Source organism: Rhodanobacter lycopersici, assembly GCF_040812335.1.
In the GTDB taxonomy this organism is placed as follows: Bacteria; Pseudomonadota; Gammaproteobacteria; order Xanthomonadales; family Rhodanobacteraceae; genus Rhodanobacter_A; species Rhodanobacter_A lycopersici.
This window is the reverse complement of record NZ_JBFOHK010000003.1, coordinates 368,427-385,760: the sequence shown is the minus strand read 5'-3', so window position 1 is coordinate 385,760 and position 17,334 is coordinate 368,427. Positions and strand designations below refer to the sequence as shown.

Genomic DNA, 17,334 nt, shown 5'->3' with positions numbered 1-17,334 from the left:
TAAGAAACCTCGGCTGCCTCCGCTTTTCCCGTGGCGTCGAGTGCGATCACAACGCATACGAGACTTGACTTTGCTCGGCGGCTGAGCGATCCAGCGGCTCTCATCTGAAGCGATGAGAGAATTTTCGGCTGCTTGTCAGCAGCTGTGCCCAAGATATGATCCGGGAGTTGTCTTTGAAAAACAGCCAGAAGTGGTGCCTTGTCACAAGAAAGGATGGGGCGATCCAAGCGGCCACCCGCATTGGCTGCACCACTGGCAATGATCAGTAATCCTGTCGCAAGAATTCTAGTCATATAGGCTAACGCTGGAGTTAAGTGGCGCCGCGGCCGCTGGAATGAATAGTTAGACTTTAGACTGCGATTGACGAACAGCCGCGATGACCGCGTGGCCCGCATGAAAAAGTGGTGCAAGGCTATCTCGCTTTTCGCCAAGCTCAACTTCCGGAGCCGCATACGTTTGAACGCCTTGGAAGGTAAGAAAAAAGAACTCCGTGTTGCCTTGCGAGGGTGGTTCGAGCGATGCAGCCGGTTTTGAGGAGCCAACAAAACGATTTGCCGAGCCAATGAACTGCTGGCTTACCTGACGCACCTCGAGTTTTTCACCTGACCCGATGATGCCTCCGCCGTTACTGAAATAGAGACTGGCTGTACCGTCGGCCAAGACTGCGAGCGTGTAGTAGCCATCCCTCATGCCAGTCTCCATGACGATGCCCCACACTTGATGCGGAAAACTGTTTGGTGTTATGCCGATTTCGGCTGGCGACAGGCCAAGAACCATCGAGCGAAGGCCCGCAGAAACGTCTTTGGGTTGTTGTGCAGCGTCTTGGGTTTTCTTTTTTTTTGCAAATAACTCTGCGAAAATGTTTTTCATAAGGTCTAACGCCTGAGTTAAGCGGCGGCGAAGCCGTCCGCTTGAATGAATTGTTAGGCGCCACCCAGCGCGCCGGCTATCTCGACGCTTGCCGTGCTGAGAATGAGGCCGAAAAATAGCCAGACGGCACCCATTGCGGAGATGTGAACGCCGCCGGCGCCGAAAGCTTCGAGGCGACCGTTAACTTGGCCGATCTCAGCTTTGAGAAAGCTGTTCCCGGAGCGGATATATACGCCTAATTTTCTAAGCTCTTGGTCGTACTCTTGCTCTAGGCCGGTAATGCGTTGATGGACGCCCTTTAAATTCTTTTCAAGCGCCTCAATCCGACTTTCGACGGTAGGGTTTTCGCCCACACCGTACGTTCCATATCCGCGACCCTTGCATGTGAGGGGTCCGAGGCTAACGTGGCCAATGGCGGAGCCAACGTGCGGACGACGGAAGGGGACTGTTGCTAGCCAAGCTCGAATATTTGACCTAATTGAAGGGCGCCCGAAAAGGCGACGAGTTTCGATGATGCCCCACGCTACGGTGAAAACGCCAAGGAGCTGCAGAAAAAGTCCGGTAAGCCGGATTGTTGGCTCTGGCGTGCCGAGACATAGGCATACGACCAGCGCAGCCATAACGACGGCGAAGCAAACCCATACGTAGCGGGGTCTAAAGAGCCAGCGTAACGTAGCTTTGAACACGTGCAATTTCCCCAGTAAACGCCTAACGCTTGAGTTAAGCGGCGCCGGAGGCGTCCGCCTTGAACAAGTTGTTAGGCCAGCCACTGCACATCACGACATCCAAGTCCCGCACTCCTTCTTGCTGCGAGCCCAGCCTTGAGCCGTCTTTATAAATATGACAGTGCCGCCGTTGCCGCAGAGCCCGCCGCACACGAAAGAGTATTTGAGCGCGGCGATATGGTGTGTGCGGTCAAATACCACCGCGGAAAGAGTCATAAGCCCGTGGGAAACGCCGCTATCTACGGCGGACCCGACTGACTGGCCATGAGCCATAAGGTTCTGTGGATCCTGCGGCTTCCAGGTTTCCGGGGCAGTCGGGCGGACGAAGGGGAGTTGACTGATTTGGCCGGCAATGTCGCTTGTAGGCGCGGGAGTCTCCCACTGAGTGCCAGTGGCTGCACACTCCGTGAAATCTTTCATGTCGGCAGCCGAAAGGGTTTCTGCCCTACGTGACACGTTAATCGGCTTTTGGTCTGTGCCGACCCATTGAGTGAGAAAACTTTTGTAAATTTCGGATTGGTCTTGCATCGCGGATTGAGCGCCGGGATCGACGCCCATCGAATTGCCGGACGACGAACTACAAATGGTAGTAATCGCTAGGAAAGCCAAAATTCCTGCACGCCTCATAGAAACTCCGGTGATGTTCATAGAAGGCCTAACGCTGGAGTTAAGCGGCGGCGTAGCCGTCCGCCTTGAACGAAATGTTAGACGGGTGCGGCACGATGCGCTTGAGCGATGGCTTGTGACCAAGGTGAGCGCAGAGCATGAGCAACCGACTACCCCAAAACTACCAGCTCTGAAAGCGGAAGACTTGCCGCAGCGCGACGGGAAAATGTTGCCGAAGCGAAGCACTGCAAGCTGCCGCGAAGCTGGCTGAAACACACGACACGAAGAACCAACACGAGCAACCGCCTAACGCTGGAGTTAAGTGGCGCGCGGTACGCGCGTCCGCTTGGACGACTGGTTAGGGCCTGCAGCGAGCCGCCAAACCACCCAAAACGCGACTGCAGATGCCGCCCCCATGAGTCCAATGCCACAAGAACTATAAAAGTACTGAACCCAACCGTCGTGGGTGGGTACGCCATGAACCACATAGTTGACCATTTTATGGCCGTCCCATGCGCTGTAGCCGGAGTCGACACTTGGATGATAGGGCCATGAGATAAACGCCATGGGCAATGCTGCCAGAAAGAAACCAGAGATGGTCGCAGACCACCAACGAACGAGGCCGCGGTGCTTTAAAAGTAAAAAAGCTGGAAGGCCAAGCAGGACAATCCACAGAAGAGCAAGAACGAAGGCGATCACGCCACCCCTGAAAGACTGATCGGGAACACCAAAGTAGATCGCTGGCACAAATGCTGCGACGAGGACTGCTCCGATTACGCCGACAATTTGACGCATAAGCCCTAACGCTGGAGTTAAGCGGCGGCGAAGCCGTCCGCCTTGAACGAGATGTTAGGCGGTGCGATCACTTGGCTTGGCTCAACTTGAAGTAGCCGCGTGGTGAGCTGCCCCCGAGCCAAAGACTGAAGTAGCTGCCTTGTACCGTAGTGCTACCGAGCTTGCCTTGCAGCCAGAGGTAGGCATCGCATACTTCGTTACGACCGATTGTGAGTTGGCCATTCTCGATCCGATACGACAGAGGCTCCGCTACCGGAAAGAATTCTTTGTTCTTGGTTTTTGTCGAAACCACCTCGACCACTTTCCATTCTCCGCTCATGCAAGAAGCGGCGGGTTTATCGGTGAATGCCACCTTGGCAGTTGTAACTACCTGATGCTCCGGATTCTCGATGTACAGAACCCACTTGCCAGAGAGCTCGCTGCCGAGAGCGGCCACGGAGGCACAGAGGGTGGCTGCAGTGAGTGCTATGCGCGGGAGAGTTCTCATGATGCCTAACGCTTGAGTTAAGCGGCGGCGAAGCCGTCCGCCTTGAACGAGATGTTAGGTGCCAACTGTAGCTAAAAAATTGGCCAAACTGTGGCGCTCGCGCACTAGGCCGACGGCGGTGGCGTAAGGATCGAACTCGCTTGCCACACCTGACTGAATGGGTAGCCTGAGGCGAATTTGCTGGCCGGCCACGTAGCGTTGCGCGCCTGCTTGATTGATGAGGTATTCGGAAATGAAGGCAGCGACAAGAGACACAAGAAAAGCGAAATCTCCTTGTGCCACAACTTGTAGCTGAAGCCATGAGCTAAACGGCTCACGAAGCTTTGCGAAGTCGAGCGGCGTGCCGCTTTGATGCAGGCCAATGCGACCAAGGACATCGTTGAGCATGGGGATTGATTCTTCAATTACGCGCTGCGCGTCCATTAGCACCTAACGCCTGAGTTAAGCGGCGGCGAAGCCGTCCGCTTGGACGAGGAGTTAGACGGTTGCGACGCAGCACGCTCGGGCGATGATGTTGGCGCACGACAAACGCGAAGCTTGAGCAACCGACTACCCCAACCCAAAATTGCCAACTCTGAAAGCTCAGGCTTGCGGCGACGCTGCGCGAAAAGCTGCTGCGGCGACGGACGACAAGCCAGCGCGAAGCTGGGCGAAACACACTACACGAAGAACCAACCCGAGCAACCGCCTAACGCCTGAGTTAAGCGGCGGCGAAGCCGTCCGCCTTGAACGAACTGTTAGGGGTTTACGTGATGAACTACGCGTATTGCCGAAATAGCGAAGATTGAATATGAGTGCTGATGTGAAAGCTCTGTGTGCATGAAGTGCCCAGTAACTTGAACCGTCTTGCCCTCGAACTGATCGAGGTGGTCCATGAGTGCCGACGAGGCTGGCCAAACTTGAGCCTCGTGCCCATCACTGACAACCGTATCGCCGACCTCACTCGCAGGCAGGCAAAACGGTGTGGTTGTTTTTATGGACCAATAGTAATCGCTGTTGATGTGGTGTTGAGCATGGTACCAAGGTGCGGTTTGTAAGTGCCCACGGACGATATGGCCAGTAACCGTTACGTTTGGCGGACCATGGTGCAAACATGCCGCCCGTGCCGTGGAAAGTGGTAGTACGAGCAGGAGAGTCCACAGAAATTTCATTGCGCCGTCTAGACTCCTAACGCCCGAATTTAGCGGCGCGCGCAGCGCGTCCGCTGGAATGAACTGCTAGGTACCAGGTACTTCAAGACTGTGTTCGGTCGGTTGCGGCGTGACGCTCATGACCTTGAGTCGCGCGGAGGCTTCAAAGCGATGCCAGTGGCCTTGGGGCACCACCACGAGTTCACCCGGATCGAGAGTGACACTATGTTGTTCACCTTTCACAAGCAGCACGAGGGTCGTGTTTCCTTCAATGGCCATAACGATTTCGTCCCCGTTTGGATGGCGCTCCCACTCGCTGTTGCCTGAGTAATAGCCAACAGAGATCACTCCGTCACGATACGGCGCGATATCCGTGAATGCCAAGTCGGCCTCTCCAGTGAATACCATCTCAGGCGTTCGATTAGGCAAGTGAGTAAGCTGCTTTAGAATCTCTGTTAGCGACTTCTTCTCAACCATACGACTACTCCTTCTGGCATCTAACGCTGGAGTTAAGCGGCGCCGGAGGCGTCCGCCTTGAACGAATAGTTAGGCATGACAGATTGGCTAGTGATCATCATACGGCTCCATGAGTTCGATGCGGTTGCCGAAGGGGTCGGTTACATACACGCGTAAATAACCCTCAAGTGGGTCATCCTCAATGACTTGCACATTTTGTGACTTGAGCAGTGACGCCAGCGCCTCTAGACCGCTGACGAGGAGTGCAAGATGTGCTTTACGCGCAGGACGAAAATCTGCTTCGACGCCGAGGTGAATTTTCAGACCACCTCGCTCAAACCACACACCACCACGTTTCGCGAGTTTGGGTGGCTTGGCTACCTCGGGAATACCTAGAAGCCCGTGATAAAACTCACGTGCGCTTTGCTCCATACCGGAAGGCATGGCCAGTTGTACGTGGTCGATTGCAACTATTGCCATACGCTTGGTAGATGCCTTACGCTGGAGTTAAGCGGCGCCGGAGGCGTCCGCCTTGAACGAATTGTTAGGCGCACGCCGCATGATTATCCGATGAGCCAGCGAACGAGTGCAGCCAGCACGACGCCCGCTACGATGCCCAGTGCCCACTTTAATGCGGATGGCGCGTACTTGGATATCCTGCCTTTGATGGTGGCTTCACGCTCCAAGAACTCATCACCGGCATACGAAAGGCCCCGAACAACGTATGCGCCGCTGTAGAGGAGAGTGCCTTTGTAGCTCTCCCGTTTGAATTCGCAACGTTCCAGGTACCCCTCTTTCATGGCGTGTGCCAGAGCCCTGGCGGTGGGCTGAAATTTGAGCAACGCATCTGGCATTTGGCTGGAAGGCTCAAATGAATATTCGCCGTTCCTGACGCGGCTTAGAACTTTGACGAGCTCACCCACTGCTCATTTTCCCCATGAATGCGCCTAACGCTGGAATTGAGCGGCGGCGTAGCCGTCCGCCTCGAATGAATTGTTAGGCATCGCCTGCAGACGCCTCGGCTGTAAGCTTTGGGACATGGCGTGATGAATACTTGTGACCACAGCTAATGCAGACGCGCACAAAATTGTCTCGCGGCTCGCTGGCCAAATGATACTTGCGGTGCCTGACCTGCCAGCAGTGTGCGCAAAGGGGCTCACCTACAGCGCCGCCGTTGGGGCCAACTTCGTAATACGCATCGTAGTGCTTGACCAAGGCATCTTTGCTCTGGAACGCTTGCTCAAGCTCGGAAAGCTGCTTGTCCTTCTCCGCAAGCAGTTCCTGAACTTCAATGACTTCCAACTTGGCATCCGCGAGCGCGCCGATCATTTCTGCAAGGCGCAGCTTCAACTCAGCCCGCTCGATTGAGACATCCGATTCCCGGATCGCTTTGGCGATATCGATGGCGACCTTTAGGTTCCCAAGGATGGTCGTGATTGTTACTGGGTCTGCCATTTCTCTCCTCGTGATGCCTAACGCTTGAGTTAAGCGGCGGCGAAGCCGTCCGCCTTGAACGAGATGTTAGGCGCGACGCCGCACCATGGATAGCACTGCGTACGCCATGACACTGTAGATGACGATGCCCAGCGGAACGCTAGCGAGGAACGCGAGGAAGTTGAGCGGCGTGCCCTCGTAAACGGGACGCTCCGGAGTGCCCATGTTGCCGAGCGGTGCAAAGCTTTGTAGCAGTGTGTTTTGCCAGAGAAAGCCGTTGGCGAGAGAGGTGAAGCCAAAGGAGTCGGCGGCAAATGAAAGCGCGAATAATGCGGCTGTTGCCAGCACACCAATTGCGAAAGCTAAGAGGATGCGTTTGATCATGCGCTTGGAAGCCTAACGCTGGAGTTAAGCGGCGGCGTAGCCGTCCGCCTTGAACGAACTGTTAGGGTGTAAACGCACTTTGCTTGCCGCAAGAATTGCAGGAGAAGAGAGCTTGTTTGATGCCGAGGTCGCCAAACGTTGGGTCTGCTCGGCTTCCGGTACGTTTGAGGTCGGGGCTACCACAATGGTCGCACACGTAACCAGAAGGGTTGCTAGAACTACTGACGCTACGGGCTTGCTCTTGAAGTCGACTGTTCTCTGCCTCAAGGGTTGTTATGCGCACTTTAAGCGACGCATTCTCTTTTTCTAGGATGGCGTACTGTTGCGCCGCCAATCCAATTCGCTCGCGCAAGATCGCCGCAGAGCCATGCTCAGTAATAAGCTTCTCGATCCCTCCAAAAAGATCCATACCGTTTCCTTACACTCTAACGCTGGAATTAAGCGGCGGCGAAGCTGTCCGCTTGGATGAGATGTTAGACGGTTGCGACGCCGCATGCTCGTGCGACGACGACCACCGAAACGACCGCACAGCTTGAGCAACCGACTGCCCCAAAACTACCAGCTGTGATGCTCAGGCTTGCGACGATGCCGCACGAAAAGCTGCTGCGGCGACGGACATCAAGCCAGCGTGATGCTGGGCGAAACACACCACACGAAAAAACCACACTAGCAACCGACTAACGCTGGAGTTAAGCGGCGGCGGAGCCGTCCGCCTTGAACGAATTGTTAGGCTACTTAGCGGTCAATAGAACGAATGCGAAGTAGCTTGCTACGAATATGACGAGAAAGCTGACCAGCTTGGTAGCCTCAGAGCGAGTGAGCTTACCCAACGGAGGTAGGGTCGGCCAGCGCAAGCCAAGACGTTTGCCCGCTCTTGCTAGAACAATATTGCCGCCTACGACCCACAGGAAGCCTCCTGCAACTAGCAGTAAAACACCAAGAGTGCTCAATGCAGCCTCCATGACTGGACATGTGCGACTGAAGCCTAACGCCTGAGTTAAGCGGCGGCGGAGCCGTCCGCCTTGAACGAGTTGTTAGGCATCTTGCTCGGGGAGCAGGCGAGCCTGCAACACTTTTATCAGCCACGCCGCCGCAGCCCCTACTGACACAAAAGCGATGCCCATGAGTCCGATCTGGCCCAGCAGCAATTGCCAGTGCGTAAAAAGCGCCGTAATGAGGATGCGGATGCCGACAACCAACGTGGACAATGCAAAGCAGTTCAGAGGTATTTGCCAGAGCACCGACTTAGCGTGCAATGCCACGCTTGCAGTGGCCAAGACGACGGATGAAAGAGCAAGCCCGATCCCGGCGCGCAATAGAACCAGCTCTGGTAAGCTCGTCGCATCATTCCCGAGAGCGAGAAAGCTTCCGAAGAACCCGATGTAGCTGAGAACCACCAAGCCAGCACCGAGAAATGATCTTGCGTCGGATTGGCGATGAGGTTTCATCATGATGCCTAACGCTTAGTAGACCCCAGATCGGGGCATATGCAGCGATGCTCCGCCAACGCCTTCCTACCGTCAAGCGAGAAAATCCTGTGCACTGACAAAGAGTTGGTCGGCTCCTCCGGCTGGAAGTCGTGGGTGTGCTGGCGTGCGTATCGCGCGAAACGAGGTAGATATGTTTTATCGCCTCAAAAGTTCCGATATGCACGCCGTGGCGGCGAGCGTACGCACATTGCTTCTGGCGTGCAGGATGCGCGCCTGTCTTTCCGGGGCCCCTGGGCAGCGGTGAGGCGGGGACGATCAGGCCGCGCAGCGGGCATCGCCAGGGACGGCGATGCCTTTTCGTGCGGGCAGGATGCCCGCTCGAAAAGCCCGGCCGCCTCGCGGACTTTCCGTCCATGGATGGACGGAAAACACCAACCGGGGTGTCATTTTCTCTTGGCTACTTCTCTTTTGGACAAGCAAAAGAGAAGTAGCTCGGGCGCCGGCAGGCGCACGAAACCGCATTGTTTTTGCATGAGCGGAGGGTAGAGCCCCTCTCCCCAACCCCTCTCCCGCAAGCGGGCGAGGGGCTAAAGGTGGGCATCAGTCGATGCCGAGTTTCTTGAGCTTGTAGCGCAGCGCCCGGAACGTGATGCCGAGTTTCTTCGCCGCCGCGGTCTTGTTGTAGCGCGACTCCTCCAGCGCCTTCACGATCGCACCGCGCTCGAGGTTGCTGATGTAGTCGTCCAGCCCGCCGTCGCCGGTGGCGCTGGCCGGGGAGGGGGCTGCGGCCGTGGCCTGCTGGCCGGAAGGGGCGGGTGCGGCCTCCGTGCGCGGCATGCGTTGCGGCAGCATCAGGTCGCTGGCGTCGATGTGTTCGCCGTCGCACATCGCGGTGGCGCGTTCGAGGATGTTTTCCAGCTCGCGCACGTTGCCGGGGAAGTCGTAGCTTTCCAGCGCCTGCCGCGCCTCGGGCAGCAGGCGGCTCGGCTGGCCGCCGCCCTTGCGGGCGAGGCCTTGCAGTATGAAGTCGGCCAGCAGCGGCACGTCGCCGCGACGCTCGCGCAGCGGCGGCACGCGCAGCTCGATCACGTTGATGCGATAGAACAGGTCCTGGCGGAACTGGCCCTGCTCGACCAGGGCGGCGAGGTTCTTGTGCGTGGCGGAGAGGATGCGCACGTCCACCGGCACTTCCTCGCGCGCGCCGATCGGGCGCACGGCCTTTTCCTGGATCGCGCGCAGCAGCTTCACCTGCATGTGCAGCGGCAGCTCGGCCACCTCGTCGAGGAACAGCGTGCCGCCGTGCGCGGCCTGGAACAGGCCTTCCTTGTCGGTCGCCGCGCCGGTGAAGCTGCCCTTCTTGTGGCCGAAGAATTCGCTTTCCATCAGCTCGGACGGGATCGCGCCGCAGTTCACCGGCACGAACGGCCCCGTCGCGCGGGGACCCTGCTCGTGGATCAGCCGCGCCACCAGCTCCTTGCCCACGCCGGATTCGCCGGCGATGTACACCGGCGCCTGGTTGCGCGCGAGCTTGGCGATGGTCGAGCGCACCAGCTGCATGGCCGACGAGTCGCCGACCAGCCGTTCGCCGGCGCCGCCAGCCTTGGCCGCGGACTTGCCGTTGCGCTTTTCCTCGGCCAGCCGCAGCGCGGTGCGCACCAGCTGGCGCAGCATCTGGATGTCCACCGGCTTGGAGACGAAGTCGAACGCGCCGGCCTTCAGCGCGTTCACCGCGGCGTCCACGTTGCCGTAGGCGGTGATCATCGCCACCGGCATCTCGGGGTGGTTGGCGGCGATGTGCTCGACGATCTCGTGGCCGGTGCCGTCGGGCAGGCGCATGTCGGTGAAGCAGAGGTCGTAGGTCTTGTCGGCCAGCGCGCGGCGCGCCTCGGCGACGGTGCCCACGGCGTCGACCTGCAGGTCCATCCGCCCCAGCGTGATGGTGAGCAGTTCGCGGATGTCGCGTTCGTCGTCGATGACCAGGACGGTCTGCTGGCTCATGGGCTGTGGCAGTGGTTGCGGCGGTGCCACTGAGGATACAGCGGCACCGACAGGGGGCAAAGCATCGCCCGGTGGCCATGACCTGCCTTAGTGGGCCAGCCGGCGATCGAAGAAGGCGGCGATGGCGGCGTAGGCCTGCCGCGACTCCGGCAGTTCCGGATCGGAGAAGAACGAGTGCCACATGCCTTCCCACACGCGCAACTCGGCGGGCACGCCGGCCTGGCGGAGCAGTTCGTTGCTGTGCACTACCGAGCTCAGCGCCATGTCGCGCGTACCGGTGATCAGCAGCGTGGGCGGGAATTTCGCCAGCAGCGTGGGCGACAGGCCCGGCTGCACCAGCGGATCGCGCGGGTCGGCGCCGCGGAAGTAGGGGATCGCCTGCAGGTCCAGCGGGTGCGCCGGTACGCCCTGGCCGTTGAGCAGTGGCGCGACGAAGGACGAATCGCCAGCGATATCGGTCAGCGCGCCGCAGAACATGCCGATGGCGCCGGGCACCGGCAGTTTGTCGGTGATGAAACGCGCCACTGCTTCGCCGGTGAGAATGCCGCCCGCCGAGCAGCCGTAGATGCCGATCTGCTCCGGCCGGTGGGTCTTCAGCAGCTCGCGGTAGACCTTCTCGACGTCCACGCTGGCGGCGGGGAAGACGTGCTCGGGACCCAGCCGGTAGTCCACCCCGATCACCTCGATGCGGCCGAGGCTGGCGATCGGGATGGCCTCGACCAGCGCGCCGCTGTGGGCGCCCCACAGGAAGGCGCCGCCGTGCAGATTGAGCAGCACGCGATGGCGGTTCCCCGGTGCCACGCCCTGTGCAGGCAGCACCACGTCGACGCCGACACCGGCGATCGTGTCGCGGTGGGTCCGCACCGGATAGAGCTTCTCCATGCGCGCGACACGGTCGCTGTTCATGCGGTCGTAGAAGGCGCGGCTCTCGCCGATCGGCGCGGAGAGCGGCGGTGCCTTGCCGCCCTCGGCAAGCATCTTCGGGAAGAAGGCGCGCGCCTGCGGCGAGGCGAATGCGGAGTAAGGCACGCTGGCGGAAGGCGTGGTGATGGTGCCGTCGGGCCGCACGCCCGGCGGGCTGTCCTGCGCGGCGATGCCGGTGGCGACCAGGCCGCCGCAGAGCAGCAGCGCCGGGACAAGGCGTGAAAAGCGTGGACGGTTCATCGCGGTTCCTCGCCTGGCGTCGATGGGATTGTGTGCCGGGAAGCGATCCGTGTGGCGAGTGCTGTCAGTGCTCCGGGGGCTTTCCGTTCGCGGTTCCTTCGAGCAACTGGTGCAGCTTCAGGTACACGCCGTTGGTCCAGCCGAAGCCGATGACGTTGGTGGTATAGCCCGCGCTCACCTTCACGTCGGCGTTGCCAAGCGCCATGTTGTATTTCTCGCGGATCGTGCCGTCGCTGGCGAAGCCGCGGTCCACGGTGGACAGGAACTTGTCGGCGAGGCGGCGGGCGTCGTCATGGAAGCCGTAGGCGTCCAGGCCGGCGATGGCGAGCCAGTTCGTCGGCGCCCAGCCAAAGGGTGCGTCCCATTGGACGCCGGTGGCGCGCGTGCTCATGGCCAGGCCGCCGCGCTGTTCGAACAGCGCCAGCTTGCCGTGCAGTGCCTGCGCCTGTCCGGCGGAGGCTGCGCCGGCCCACAGCGGGTAGAACATGGTGAGGTAAGGATCGGTGGAAGGCTTGCCGGCGACGAAGTCGTAGTCCATGTACCTGCCCTGCGCGGGCTGCCACAGGTACTTGTCCATCGCCGCCTTGCGAGCCGCCGCCGCCTGTTGCCAGCGCGCGGCATCGGCCGTCTTGCCGAGTGCGGTGGCGAAGTCGTGCAGGTCGCGTTCGTAGCGATAGAGCAGGCTGTTCAACCCGACCGGTGCGTAGTGGTGGGTGGAGCCGGCGAACGGGCCGAAGTGGAAGTTCACGTCGAAACCCGATTCGCGCATCGCACGGTCGCCGAGGTAGTAGCCGGCGGTCAGGCGGTAGCCGTCGACCCACGCACCGGCGCAGGCTTTCGAGGCCGCGATATCGCAGCTTTCGGTTTTCAGCCGTTTCGCTTCGGCAGTGTCGGGGTGTTGCGGTGCCTTGAGGAGATAGCCGGGGTCTTCCGCGCGATGCGCCAGCAGCCAGCGGATCACGCCCTGGTAATAGCTGGCGTCCTGCGCTTCCAGCACCGGGCCGTGGCCGTAGTCGAAGTAGCGCGCCAGGCCGGTGTCGCCAGCGCGGTGCCCGGGGCGCATCCACAGGTCGTGGTTGCGTACCGCCAGCGGATAGGCCTGCGCCAGCCAGGCGCGCTTGTCGGCGTCGTCGCGGAAGCTGGCGGGATCGACCAGCAGCGCGGCCATCATCGCGCCGAGGAAGGGCGGCTGCGAACGGCTGAGGTAGTAGCTGCGGTTGGCGTTGAGCACGCCGCCGTAGTGCTGCACTTCGAACAGCGCGTTGTCCACCATGTCGCGTGCCAGCGCTTCCTGGTGATCGGCCAGCAGGCCCAGCTCGATGAAGTAGCTGTCCCAGCCGTACATCTCGTTGAAGAAACCGCCGGGCACCACGTAGGGATGCGGCAGGTAGAGCAGACCTTGCACCGGCAAGCTTGCGGCATCGAAATCGCCGAGCTGGTGGATCGTCTGCGGCAGCCGGCGCACTTCGACATGGCAGGCCTCGGCGATGCGCGGGAGATCGTCCGGCATCGGCAACTGCTGCGGCAGGTAGATCGCGAGCTGCATGTCGCCCGGCCCCTTGCCGAAGGCGGAGCAGTCGGCCATCTGGCGCGTGAGCGTGGGCCAGGCGTGGTGGATGTAGTCCAGCGTCTTCGCGGCATCCGGCGTGGCCGCGGAGACGACGGGCGCGGACAGCACCGCGAGCAGGACGGCGGCGAGGCGAGCGTGGATTTTCATGGTTGCGGACTCCCGCTGGTGGGCGCGGCGGTCATCGACAGCACGGGCTTGCCATCGGCGCCGCGTCGTACGCTGATGTCATAGAGCCGGCCACGGAAGGCAAGGTTGCGCAGCATCAGCGCAGTCCAGCGCGCGGGCAGCATCGGCGGATACGCCGGTACCAGTCCCTTGGGCCCGATGCGCAGGCCGGTGAAGCCGTAGAGGATGTTCTGCAGCATGCCGCCGCTGGCGGTGAGGAAGTAGCCGGTGTTGTTGTTGGCGGTCTCGGTGCGCACGTCGAACGGCGGCTTCACCACGTGCGCGCGGAGGTTGCGCTCGAACCACCTGTCGGCATCCGCGCTGTCGCCGGCGGTGGCGGCGGCGATCGACAGCGGGGCGAGGCCCATGCTGTTCGGGTCGTGGTGCGAATGCCCGATCGGGCCCAATGCGTAGGCGTAGTCGCGGCGGCGCACGGCTTCGCTCATCGGCAGGTCCAGCGCGGGCAGCGCGAGCATCGGCAGCGAGCTTCCGCCCCAGGTATCGCGGTCGTGCGGCACGGACGGGTCGAAGTCGAGGTAGCGGCCGTCCTGGTCGGAGAACGGCAGGTACAAGCCGTCCGCCACGGCCGTCCAGCGCGGATCGGGCGACGCGCCGATCGCGGTCGCGGCGGCAGTGGCGATGCGCAGCGCCTTGCGTGCCACGGCATTGGTGTAGGTATCGTTCGGCACGTCGCTGTAGTCCTCGTCCACCGAGGTGACGTGCTCGATTTCCCAGCGCCGTTTCGCCGCGTCCCAGGTGGCACGGCTGGCCCAGTAGTCGGCGACGGCGCGGATCACCGGCCAGCCGTGCTGCTTCAACCATGCCTTGTCGCCGCTGGCGAGCCAGTACTGCCACTGCGCGATGGCGACATCCGCGTTGACGTGGATCTCCCGCTCGTCGAGCACCTGGGCCGGGTGCGGCGTCTGCGAGCTGCCGTTCTCGGGATCGGCCTCCCATGGATACATCGCACCGCGCAGGCCGCGGGCATTGGCGCGCGCCTCGGCGGCCGGCAGCGTGCGCGCGCGGAACGCCACCAGCGACTTCGCGTGTTCCGGGTGCAGCAGGAGCAGGGCGGGGAACACCCACGTGTCGCTGTCCCAGAACACGTGCCCGGCGTAGCCCGGCGTCATGCCGCAGGCGCCGGTGCCCCATGTGGTGTCGGGTGCCACGTTGGACAGCAGGTAGTAGAGGTCCGCATGCACGATGCGCTGCGCGGCGGGATCGCCGTCGATCACGATGTCGGACTTCCACAGCGCGTGCCAGGCCTCCTGTTGCGCGCGCAGCAGCGCGTCGAAGCCCCGTTCGCGTGCCTGCATGGCCAGCGCGAGATCGGCCCGCGCGTCGCCGCCCCAGCCTGCACGCGAGACGGCGGCGAACTTGGCGAAGCGGTAGCGGCGGTTCTTGCGCACATCCACCACTACATCAAGCGTGAGCCTCAGCCCGTCGCGCACTACCCTGGCCGAAACGGGTCGCATGCCTGGCGGCAACGATACGGCCGCGGCTTCCGCCATCGCCGCGCCACCCGCGGCGCGGCCATCGAGCCACAGCATGAGTCGCGCGCCGTCGCCGCCGCGGGCCAGCACTTCGGTGGTGCCGGGATACCACAGCGCGGCGCGATCCGGCGTGGCGGGCGCGACGGGCTCCAGCTTCAGGTGGTACTTGTCCAGCTCCCTGAGCATTTCCGCATCGGTGATGTGGGCCAGCGCGAAGCGCGGCTGGTGCGGCGCCCAGGCGTCCAGCGCGAACGACAGTTCCACGCGGCCGTCGAAATGCGGCGTGAGGGTGAGCTGGCTGCCGGCGAGGTGCGGTGATGCCTGGCTCACCAGCGAGAGGACTTCGACGTCGGTCGCGTGTTCGCCGTCGCGATAGGCGTAACGCGTGGCCAGCGTGCCGTCGTGCATGTCCAGGGTCTGCGCGTAGTCCTGGAAATGCGCGGCATCCAGCGGTGCGGCGTTGAGCCAGGCGCCCCCCTCGGCACGATAGTCGATGCCGCTCCACGCGGGTACGACGGCCGGGCGCGCCATATCGCCGGGCGTGCGGTCCATGAAGGCGACGAGATAAGCCGGCGCGTCCTCGGTGCCACGCGGCGCGGTCAGCGTGGAAGCATGGCCGTTGCCCAGTTGCCCGGGAAAATAATGCAGCCAGTCCGCGGCGCTGGCCTGCAGCACGAAGCTGGCGTCGGTGGCGGCAAAAGCGGGCGACACCGCCAGCGCGCACAAGGCCGCGGCGGTGGCGACGCGTTTCATGCGGGCGTTCCCGGCACCGCGTCGAAGGCCACGGTCAGCCGCGCCTGTTCGCTGCGGAACGGCACGGTGCCGTGCCAGACGTAGGAGGGGAACAGTGCCAGCATGCCGGGTTCGGGGCGTACCGCGTGCAGCGCGGACAGCGGCGGCGCGGTGGCGATGCCGGGCTCGCCGAAGGCGAGGCAGCCGTCCGGCGCGGTGGCCGCAGCCATGCCGTCGGGCAGGTCGACGTAGAAAGCCGAGGAGATCCAGCCGCGCGGATGCACGTGGCTGGTGTGGTAGCCGGCGTCGCGCAGCCGCACCGACCAGCTGCCGTTGTAGCGGTAGTTGCCGTGGTTGCGGCGGCGCAGGGGATCGCCGCCGGGGCCGATGTGCGCGAGGTAGTCGCGGATGGGCGCGTCGAAGGCCTTGAACAGCGCCTGGATTGCCGGGTCGGCATGGCGGGCCAGGTCCTCGGTGGTCTCGGTGCCGTGGCGCAGCGACTGGAACAGCAGCGGGTGGCCGTGCGGATCGTGCAGGCGTTCCAGGCTGCGCCTGAGGTCGGCCAGGAAGCCGTCGAGATCCGGCCAGCCATCTGGCGTTTGCAGGTGGTACGTCTTCACCAGCTGCGCGTAGTCGCAATACGCGTCGTGGCGCGCATCGCCGAGCAGCCGCCATGCGGTGGTCTGCAGCGCGATCAGGTACTGGTCGTCGGGCGTGTCGGCGAGCAGGGCTTCGCAGTGGGCCAGGGCCTGTTCCGGCTCGCCGGTGCCGAGCAGGGCAGCGGCGAGCAGGTTGCGCGCGGTGCCCGTGGGCGAGCGGGCCAGCGCGCGCCCGGCCAGCCTGCGTGCCATGGCCGGGTCGACGTCGAGGGCGGCGAGCCCCGCGCGCACCAGCAGGGTCGGCGAGGCATGCGGATGTTCGGCCGCGCCGGCGAGGCAGGCCAGCGCACCGCGCGCGTCGCCCGCGCCCTGCAGGATCGCGGCCTTGGCGGCGAGCAGGGCCTCGTTGCCGGCGAAGCGCTGCAGTGCCTGGTCGAGCAGCGCGGTGGACTGCGTGCGGTCGCCGGTGCGCATCCACACCAGCCGCGCCAGGTGGTCGTGCGCCTCGACGTTGCCCGGCTCCTGCAGCAGGCCGTCGCGCAGGGCGGCCTCGGCGCGTGCGAATTCGCCGAGCGCCACCAGGCTGCGCGCGTGCGTGAAGTGCACGCCGGCGGCGCGATGCCCGTGCGCCAGCGCGTGGCTCGCCATGCGTTCGGCGTCGCGGTGCCGGTCGGCGGCAGCGAGGGCAATGGCGAGCGCGTGGGCTGCGCCCGGGTGCGTGGGCGCGGCCTCGGCGAAGCGTTGGTAAAACGCGACTGCGTCATCGCGGCGACCCAGCGCGGCGAGCGCATTCACGTGCTGCGCGACCAGTTCGGCCGGCGCACGGCCGGTGGCGCACAGCGGTTCGGCGATGGCCAGCGCCTCGGCTGGGCGCTGGCGGTCGTTGCAGTGGCGCGCCAGCAGCAGCGCGGCCTGCGGCAGCTTCGTGGCGGCGCGGCGCAGCAGCGGTTCGGCCTCTTCCGCGCGGCCGCTGTTGAGCAACAACTCTCCCAGCGTGGCGAGCGTGGGGGCCCAGCCCGGGTCGAGCGCCAGCGCCCGGCGCAGCAAGGCCTCGCCACCTTCGCCGTCGCCGAAACCCAGGCGCAGACCGCCGAGCAGGCGCAACGCTTCCACGCAGTCCGGATGCCCGGCAACGATGGCTTGCAGTTTGTCGTGCGCGTCGTGCAGGTCGCCGGCTTGCAGCAGCGCGCCGACCTGGCGCATGGCATCAGGCAGCGGGAGAGGGATGTCGCTCATGGGCGACGGCCTTGTCGGGATGCGTGCCCATCCGGTGGCCCATCGCCGGGATGACGGCAC

Annotated in this window: 18 protein-coding genes; all 18 read right to left on the bottom strand. The window is 62.9% G+C overall.

Annotated elements, in window-relative coordinates:
• Positions 1-342: 342 nt before the first annotated feature.
• On the bottom strand, positions 343-870 hold the full coding sequence (locus ABQJ54_RS13105) for a hypothetical protein (RefSeq protein ID WP_367854757.1): 528 nt from the start codon (positions 868-870) through the stop codon (positions 343-345).
• A 53-nt stretch (positions 871-923) separates the two neighbouring features.
• A complete protein-coding gene (locus tag ABQJ54_RS13100) occupies positions 924-1,223 on the bottom strand; it encodes a hypothetical protein (RefSeq protein WP_367854756.1) in 300 nt (99 codons plus the stop codon).
• Between the two features lie 423 nt (positions 1,224-1,646).
• Positions 1,647-2,243, bottom strand: a complete 597-nt coding sequence (locus ABQJ54_RS13095; RefSeq protein WP_367854755.1) for a hypothetical protein — start codon at positions 2,241-2,243, stop codon at positions 1,647-1,649.
• A gap of 276 nt (positions 2,244-2,519) precedes the next feature.
• Complete coding sequence (locus ABQJ54_RS13090) at positions 2,520-2,996, bottom strand: hypothetical protein (RefSeq protein WP_367854754.1); 477 nt, start codon at positions 2,994-2,996, stop codon at positions 2,520-2,522.
• A 67-nt stretch (positions 2,997-3,063) separates the two neighbouring features.
• Positions 3,064-3,483, bottom strand: coding sequence for a hypothetical protein (locus tag ABQJ54_RS13085; protein WP_367854753.1), 420 nt, complete (start codon positions 3,481-3,483; stop codon positions 3,064-3,066).
• Between the two features lie 54 nt (positions 3,484-3,537).
• Entirely contained in the window at positions 3,538-3,870 is a 333-nt protein-coding gene (locus tag ABQJ54_RS13080; protein WP_367854752.1) for a hypothetical protein, read from the bottom strand.
• An 830-nt stretch (positions 3,871-4,700) separates the two neighbouring features.
• Positions 4,701-5,090: a cupin domain-containing protein gene (locus tag ABQJ54_RS13075; protein ID WP_367854751.1), complete on the bottom strand. Its 390-nt coding sequence runs from the start codon at positions 5,088-5,090 to the stop codon at positions 4,701-4,703.
• An 87-nt stretch (positions 5,091-5,177) separates the two neighbouring features.
• Entirely contained in the window at positions 5,178-5,549 is a 372-nt protein-coding gene (locus ABQJ54_RS13070; RefSeq protein ID WP_367854750.1) for a VOC family protein, read from the bottom strand.
• An 83-nt stretch (positions 5,550-5,632) separates the two neighbouring features.
• Positions 5,633-5,992: a hypothetical protein gene (locus ABQJ54_RS13065; protein WP_367854749.1), complete on the bottom strand. Its 360-nt coding sequence runs from the start codon at positions 5,990-5,992 to the stop codon at positions 5,633-5,635.
• Between the two features lie 73 nt (positions 5,993-6,065).
• The gene (locus ABQJ54_RS13060; protein WP_367854748.1) at positions 6,066-6,524 is read right to left on the bottom strand and encodes a hypothetical protein; all 459 of its coding nucleotides are present in this window, start codon (positions 6,522-6,524) and stop codon (positions 6,066-6,068) included.
• Positions 6,525-6,590: 66 nt separating this feature from the next.
• Positions 6,591-6,887: a hypothetical protein gene (locus ABQJ54_RS13055; RefSeq protein ID WP_367854747.1), complete on the bottom strand. Its 297-nt coding sequence runs from the start codon at positions 6,885-6,887 to the stop codon at positions 6,591-6,593.
• A gap of 61 nt (positions 6,888-6,948) precedes the next feature.
• Positions 6,949-7,296, bottom strand: coding sequence for a hypothetical protein (locus ABQJ54_RS13050; protein WP_367854746.1), 348 nt, complete (start codon positions 7,294-7,296; stop codon positions 6,949-6,951).
• 625 nt (positions 7,297-7,921) lie between these two features.
• Positions 7,922-8,338, bottom strand: a complete 417-nt coding sequence (locus ABQJ54_RS13045; RefSeq protein WP_367854745.1) for a hypothetical protein — start codon at positions 8,336-8,338, stop codon at positions 7,922-7,924.
• Between the two features lie 579 nt (positions 8,339-8,917).
• On the bottom strand, positions 8,918-10,315 hold the full coding sequence (locus tag ABQJ54_RS13040) for a sigma-54-dependent transcriptional regulator (protein WP_367854744.1): 1,398 nt from the start codon (positions 10,313-10,315) through the stop codon (positions 8,918-8,920).
• Positions 10,316-10,402: 87 nt separating this feature from the next.
• Complete coding sequence (locus tag ABQJ54_RS13035) at positions 10,403-11,479, bottom strand: alpha/beta hydrolase (protein WP_367854743.1); 1,077 nt, start codon at positions 11,477-11,479, stop codon at positions 10,403-10,405.
• 64 nt (positions 11,480-11,543) lie between these two features.
• Positions 11,544-13,196: a trehalase family glycosidase gene (locus ABQJ54_RS13030; RefSeq protein WP_367854742.1), complete on the bottom strand. Its 1,653-nt coding sequence runs from the start codon at positions 13,194-13,196 to the stop codon at positions 11,544-11,546.
• Entirely contained in the window at positions 13,193-15,460 is a 2,268-nt protein-coding gene (locus ABQJ54_RS13025) for a glycoside hydrolase family 65 protein (RefSeq protein ID WP_367854741.1), read from the bottom strand. Before ABQJ54_RS13025 ends, ABQJ54_RS13030 begins: the two co-directional genes overlap by 4 nt.
• The gene (locus ABQJ54_RS13020) at positions 15,457-17,274 is read right to left on the bottom strand and encodes a putative 2OG-Fe(II) oxygenase (RefSeq protein ID WP_367854740.1); all 1,818 of its coding nucleotides are present in this window, start codon (positions 17,272-17,274) and stop codon (positions 15,457-15,459) included. Before ABQJ54_RS13020 ends, ABQJ54_RS13025 begins: the two co-directional genes overlap by 4 nt.
• Positions 17,275-17,334 lie beyond the last annotated feature (60 nt).

Excerpts from the sequence above, each read along its gene's own strand:
- ABQJ54_RS13070 (WP_367854750.1), bottom strand. The coding sequence starts at position 5,549 with ATGGCAATAGTTGCAATCGACCACGTACAACTGGCCATGCCTTCCGGT.
- ABQJ54_RS13075 (WP_367854751.1), bottom strand. The coding sequence starts at position 5,090 with ATGGTTGAGAAGAAGTCGCTAACAGAGATTCTAAAGCAGCTTACTCAC.
- ABQJ54_RS13050 (WP_367854746.1), bottom strand. The coding sequence starts at position 7,296 with ATGGATCTTTTTGGAGGGATCGAGAAGCTTATTACTGAGCATGGCTCT.
- ABQJ54_RS13080 (WP_367854752.1), bottom strand. The coding sequence starts at position 3,870 with ATGCTCAACGATGTCCTTGGTCGCATTGGCCTGCATCAAAGCGGCACG.
- ABQJ54_RS13095 (WP_367854755.1), bottom strand. The coding sequence starts at position 2,243 with ATGAACATCACCGGAGTTTCTATGAGGCGTGCAGGAATTTTGGCTTTC.
- ABQJ54_RS13040 (WP_367854744.1), bottom strand. The coding sequence starts at position 10,315 with ATGAGCCAGCAGACCGTCCTGGTCATCGACGACGAACGCGACATCCGC.
- ABQJ54_RS13035 (WP_367854743.1), bottom strand. The coding sequence starts at position 11,479 with ATGAACCGTCCACGCTTTTCACGCCTTGTCCCGGCGCTGCTGCTCTGC.
- ABQJ54_RS13045 (WP_367854745.1), bottom strand. The coding sequence starts at position 8,338 with ATGATGAAACCTCATCGCCAATCCGACGCAAGATCATTTCTCGGTGCT.
- ABQJ54_RS13060 (WP_367854748.1), bottom strand. The coding sequence starts at position 6,524 with ATGGCAGACCCAGTAACAATCACGACCATCCTTGGGAACCTAAAGGTC.
- ABQJ54_RS13105 (WP_367854757.1), bottom strand. The coding sequence starts at position 870 with ATGAAAAACATTTTCGCAGAGTTATTTGCAAAAAAAAAGAAAACCCAA.
- ABQJ54_RS13090 (WP_367854754.1), bottom strand. The coding sequence starts at position 2,996 with ATGCGTCAAATTGTCGGCGTAATCGGAGCAGTCCTCGTCGCAGCATTT.
- ABQJ54_RS13020 (WP_367854740.1), bottom strand. The coding sequence starts at position 17,274 with ATGAGCGACATCCCTCTCCCGCTGCCTGATGCCATGCGCCAGGTCGGC.
- ABQJ54_RS13085 (WP_367854753.1), bottom strand. The coding sequence starts at position 3,483 with ATGAGAACTCTCCCGCGCATAGCACTCACTGCAGCCACCCTCTGTGCC.
- ABQJ54_RS13055 (WP_367854747.1), bottom strand. The coding sequence starts at position 6,887 with ATGATCAAACGCATCCTCTTAGCTTTCGCAATTGGTGTGCTGGCAACA.
- ABQJ54_RS13030 (WP_367854742.1), bottom strand. The coding sequence starts at position 13,196 with ATGAAAATCCACGCTCGCCTCGCCGCCGTCCTGCTCGCGGTGCTGTCC.
- ABQJ54_RS13025 (WP_367854741.1), bottom strand. The coding sequence starts at position 15,460 with ATGAAACGCGTCGCCACCGCCGCGGCCTTGTGCGCGCTGGCGGTGTCG.